The sequence below is a fragment of the Streptomyces sp. NPDC049887 genome (genome assembly GCF_040656535.1).
In the GTDB taxonomy this organism is placed as follows: domain Bacteria; phylum Actinomycetota; class Actinomycetes; order Streptomycetales; family Streptomycetaceae; genus Streptomyces.
In genome coordinates, this window is sequence record NZ_JBFAMM010000045.1 from 1 (window position 1) to 4,922 (window position 4,922).

General features: G+C 69.0%; 3 protein-coding genes and 2 pseudogenes. All 5 read left to right on the forward strand.

Features of this window, described 5'->3' with window-relative positions; genetic code table 11:
- A pseudogene (locus AB0J10_RS31660) lies at positions 1-126 on the forward strand (ATP-binding protein); the annotation flags it as partial.
- 338 nt (positions 127-464) lie between these two features.
- The gene (locus tag AB0J10_RS31665; protein ID WP_363066534.1) at positions 465-3,782 is read left to right on the forward strand and encodes a nitrate- and nitrite sensing domain-containing protein; all 3,318 of its coding nucleotides are present in this window, start codon (positions 465-467) and stop codon (positions 3,780-3,782) included.
- 10 nt (positions 3,783-3,792) lie between these two features.
- A complete protein-coding gene (locus AB0J10_RS31670) occupies positions 3,793-4,206 on the forward strand; it encodes a roadblock/LC7 domain-containing protein (protein ID WP_030980891.1) in 414 nt (137 codons plus the stop codon).
- Positions 4,207-4,302: 96 nt separating this feature from the next.
- Positions 4,303-4,872, forward strand: a complete 570-nt coding sequence (locus AB0J10_RS31675; protein WP_363066536.1) for a DUF742 domain-containing protein — start codon at positions 4,303-4,305, stop codon at positions 4,870-4,872.
- A pseudogene (locus tag AB0J10_RS31680) lies at positions 4,853-4,922 on the forward strand (ATP-binding protein); the annotation flags it as partial. The gene AB0J10_RS31675 and the pseudogene AB0J10_RS31680, both read left to right, overlap by 20 nt.

Sequence of the window (4,922 nt, forward strand, 5' to 3'; positions counted from 1 at the left end):
GTCCGCGAGGCGCTGCAGATCGGCCCCGACGCCCCGATCATCACCACCGACGCACGCCACCGCGCCGACGCCAAGAGCGCCCTCATCACGCTCGTGGAACACGCGCTCATGGCACGTCTCAAGTAGAAGTGGGCGTACGGAAGTTGTCGTAGACCTTTCATGGGCGGGCCGTGTCTCTTTGACACGGTCCGCCTCCATGTTCATAACGTTTCGACAGAGAATTCTCGGGGTTCGGACACCCGATGCATCCGGCTGGTACCGCTGTGCTCACACAGACCCCTCTTTTTGCCGGGGCTCGCTCTTTATGCCCGTTTTATCTTCGGTTCGGAGGGTGCGGATCGGCCGGTTCCCGCTGTTTGGAGCCGACCCCCTTGGCGTGCTGAAATCAACGAACTCATGAGTAGTACGGCCCTGAACAATAATCGGCACAACCTAGGTGCCGACGCCGAGAGGTTGTTGGTCGAGTGAGGCGAAGCAAGACGAGCTCCGCGGAACAGCAGTCGCGGGGCAACTTCACCCCGCCCCCGCGCGCAGCGGCGTCGCCTGCGGATGTGCAGCCCGTGGAGCCCTCCACCACCGGTGGCAGTTCCAGCAGGCTGTCGCCGCGCAACTGGCGTGTGCCGACCCGGCTGAACGCAATCCTCCTCATACCCGTGCTGGTCGGCCTCGTCATGGGCGGATTCCAGGTGAAGGGGTCGGTCGACACCTGGAACGAGGCCCAGGACGCCGAGAAGACGGCGCTCATCGTGCGCGCCGCCTCGGAGTACGGCCAGGCCCTCCTCAACGAGCGGGACCTCACGGCGGAGCCCCTGCTGAAGGGCGACAGCCAGAACAGGGTCGTCACGGAGGCCAGGGCCGCCACGGACGCGGCAAAGGCGAAGTTCGACGAGGCCGTCAAGGACATGCCGCAGAAGGAGGGGCTGGAGCGGCGCCTGAACCTCTTCCGGGCCGCGGAGCCGGCCCTGGAGAAGCTGCGCGCGGTCGCCTACACCGTCCCGTTCGAGACGCCCACCAAGTCGGAGGGCGACGACCCCGACGACCCGAGTGACGACGAGCGGGGCCCCGTCGCCACTCAGGAGAGCTACGTCGGCGTCCAGCACTATCTGATGGAGTTCGCCAACGAGCTCGGTCTCGGCACCGGCAACGTCACGAGCTACGGCCGGATGGTGTACGCCATCCAGCTGGCCAAGGCCGCCGAGTCGCTGCAGCGGTCCATCGGTACCGAGCTGCTCATCCGTCCGAGCAAGAAGAAGGACATCAGGGCCGGCCAGACCATCGCCTTCACCTCCTACGCCTACCTGGAGGGCATCGCCCTCGGCGAGTACCAGTCCGGTGGTACCCAGGCCGACGTGGACCGGCTGAAGGAGGTCATGGCCAGGAAGACGGAGGAGGGCCAGAAGGCGCTCGCCGCCAAGATGGCCGAGGCCGCCGCCGCCGGCCAGGACATCCAGCCTCCGCCGAAGGACGAGGACGGCTCGGTCCTCGGCGGCATGGTCGGTGCTATCAGCACCGGTGCCGACCCCGACGAACTCGCGGAGCAGGGCGTCACCCAGCAGATCTGGATGGCCGCCGCCACCGCCAAGTTCGAGGGCTACAGCGAGGTCGAGAGGGAACTCGTCGACAAGGCCGTGGCCGAGGCCGCCCAGATCTCCGACGACGCCAAGACCGACGCCATCGTCAACGGCCTGATCGTCGTCATCGCCCTGCTCGCCGCGTTCATCCTGGCCGGCATGGTGGCCCGCCAGATGAGCCGCTCGATGCGCCAGCTGCGCACCGCCGCCTTCGGCATCGCCGAGCAGCGCCTGCCGATGCTCGTCGACCAGCTCTCGCGCACCGAGCCGGGCCGGATCGACACCCGTGTGCAGCCGATCCCGATCGACAGCAAGGACGAGATCGGCGAGGTCGCCCGCGCCTTCGACCAGGTGCACCGGGAGGCCGTGCGGCTCGCCGCCGAGCAGGCCCTGCTCCGCGGCAACGTCAACGCGATCTTCACCAACCTGTCGCGCCGCAACCAGTCGCTGATCGAGGGTCAGCTGACCCTGATCACCGATCTGGAGAACAACGAGGCCGACCCGGACCAGCTGGAGAACCTCTTCAAACTGGACCACCTGGCGACCCGTATGCGCCGCAACGGCGAGAACCTCCTCGTCCTCGCCGGCGAGGAGCCGGGCCGCCGCTGGAACCAGCCGGTGCCGCTCGTCGACGTGCTCCGCGCCGCCTCCTCCGAGGTGGAGTCCTACGAGCGCATCGAACTCACCGGCGTGCCGGAGACCGAGATCCACGGCCAGGCCGTGACCGACCTCGTGCACCTCCTCGCCGAGCTGCTGGAGAACGCCACGACGTTCTCCTCCCCGCAGACGAAGGTCCGGGTCACCGCGACCCGGCTGCCCGACGGCCGGGTCATGATCGAGATCCATGACAAGGGCATCGGCCTGACCGCCGAGGACTTCGCCGACATCAACCACAAGCTGGCCAACCCGCCGACGGTGGACGCCGCCGTCTCGCAGCGCATGGGCCTCTTCGTGGTCGGCCGTCTCTCCGACCGGCACGGCATCCGCGTCCAGCTCCGTCCCTCCGGCGAGCAGGCCGGCACGACGTCGCTGGTCATGCTCCCGGACGCGATCACCCACGGTGGCGGTGGCGAGGCGCTCCCCGAGGACGACTTCACCGTCTCCCAGATGATCCCGGCGCAGCAGTCCTTCGAGGCGGCGCCGATGCTCACCGCCGCGGAACTCGGTTTCGACGACTCCCGTTACGAGGACCAGCCCGCCGAGAACCGGCAGCTGGACCCGGTCAACCGCTCGCTGATGCGCAAGGAGCGCCGTGCGGCGCTGGAGGCGCAGACAGGCGGCGACCGCCCGCAGTTCCACGACGAGCCCGAGCAGGGCTACGCCGATCAGGGGAGCTACGCCGAGGAGCAGTACGAACAGGGCTACGCACAGGAGCCGCAGGCCGCGTACGACCAGAACGGCTACGACCGGAACGGCTACGAGACCGGCGGCTACCAGCAGAACGGCTACGAGGCCAACGGGTACGACAACACCGGCGAGTTCCAGGTTTCCGGCGGTTACCCGGAGCACCGGGAGCAGGGCTATGCGGAAGCCTCGTTCGACGGCTCGCAGGGCTCCGCGCGGCAGTACGACAACGGGTACGCCTCCCAGCCCGACCAGGGAGAGTGGGCGGACCAGAACACGTACCAGGGTGCGTACGAGCCGGAGTACCGAGCGGATACGGAATCTGCTCCCTCCGCTCCCACGAACGGCTCCGAGCGCGTAGGCTTCGAACGTCCGGCTCCGGCCAACGGCTCCGGCCACCAGCTGACCGACGCCGGACTGCCGCGTCGCGGCAACGGCCAGCCGGGGCAGCCGCAGCAGGGACAGCAGCAGTGGCAGTCCCCCACCGGCGGCGGCCAGGCGCCGGGACAGGCCGAGCAGGCCCCCCAGGCGCCCCAGGCCGCCCAGGGCGGGGACACGGAGGCGGACGGCTCGGGCGAGTGGCGTTCGACGAACGACGAGCGCTGGCAGCGGGCCGAGAAGCTCCGCAAGCCCGCGGCCGGCGGAGTCACTTCGTCCGGGCTTCCCCGCCGGGTCCCCAAGGCCAATCTGATCGAGGGTACGGCCGAGCAGACCCCGCAGAACGGCCCTCAGGTGTCCCGCGCCCCTGAGGATGTGCGCGGCAGGTTGAGCAACTTGCGGCGCGGTGTCCAGCAGGGACGCAGCGCGGGAACGGACACGAACGGATCGGGCTTCGGCCCGGGCAGTACCTACAACCAGGAGCGTTAGTGTGAGCCCGATGAGCCAGGCGGCGCAGAATCTGAACTGGTTGATCACCAACTTCGTGGACAACACCCCCGGGGTGTCCCACACCGTGGTGGTCTCCGCCGACGGACTCCTGCTGGCGATGTCCGAAGGGTTTCCGCGTGACCGCGCCGACCAGCTGGCGGCGGTCGCGTCCGGCCTGACCTCGCTGACCGCGGGGGCGTCCCGGATCTTCGAAGGCGGCGCGGTCAACCAGACCGTCGTGGAGATGGAACGTGGCTTCCTCTTCATCATGTCCATCTCGGACGGCTCCTCGCTGGCCGTGCTCGCCCACCCGGACGCCGACATCGGCCTCGTGGGCTACGAGATGGCCCTCCTGGTCGACCGAGCCGGCACCGTCCTCACCCCGGACCTGCGTGCCGAACTCCAGGGAAGTCTGCTCAACTAGCTGAACGGCAGTGCGTTTATCGCCACCGCACCATAGGGTGCGGTGGCGCGGCTCCACAGGGACATGGACCGGCGTACGGCACTCGGAGGAGGAATCGTGGCAACACCCCCAGGCGGACACCCATACGACGGGGCTCAGCAGTCTCCGGGTGAGCACGCTCAGAACCGCTTCAACTTCCCCTCTTCACCGAGCAGGGGCGGCGGTCCCCAGCCCTACCAGCGGCCGCAGCAGCCGTACGACCCCTCGTACAACCAGCCGCAGGCCCCCCGGAACCGGCCGGTGGCTCCCCGCCGGGCCCCGGAGCCGGCGCCCGCGTCGGGCAGCAACAATCCGTTGGTGCGTCCCTACGCGATGACCGGCGGCCGGACCCGGCCGCGCTACCAGCTCGCCATCGAGGCGCTGGTCAGCACCACGGCCGATCCCGCACGGCTGCACGGGCAGTTGCCCGAGCACCAGCGGATCTGCCGGCTGTGCTTCGAGATCAAGTCGGTGGCTGAGATCTCGGCACTCCTCTCCATCCCCCTCGGCGTCGCCCGGATCCTCGTAGCCGACCTGGCCGAGGCCGGACTCGTCGCCATCCACCAGCCCGGCGGCGACGAGTCCGCCGGCGGCCAGCCAGACGTGACACTGCTCGAAAGGGTGCTCAGTGGACTTCGCAAGCTCTAGCGGCGGTGCAGCCCGCTCAACCACCAGCGCGAAGATCGTGGTGGCGGGCG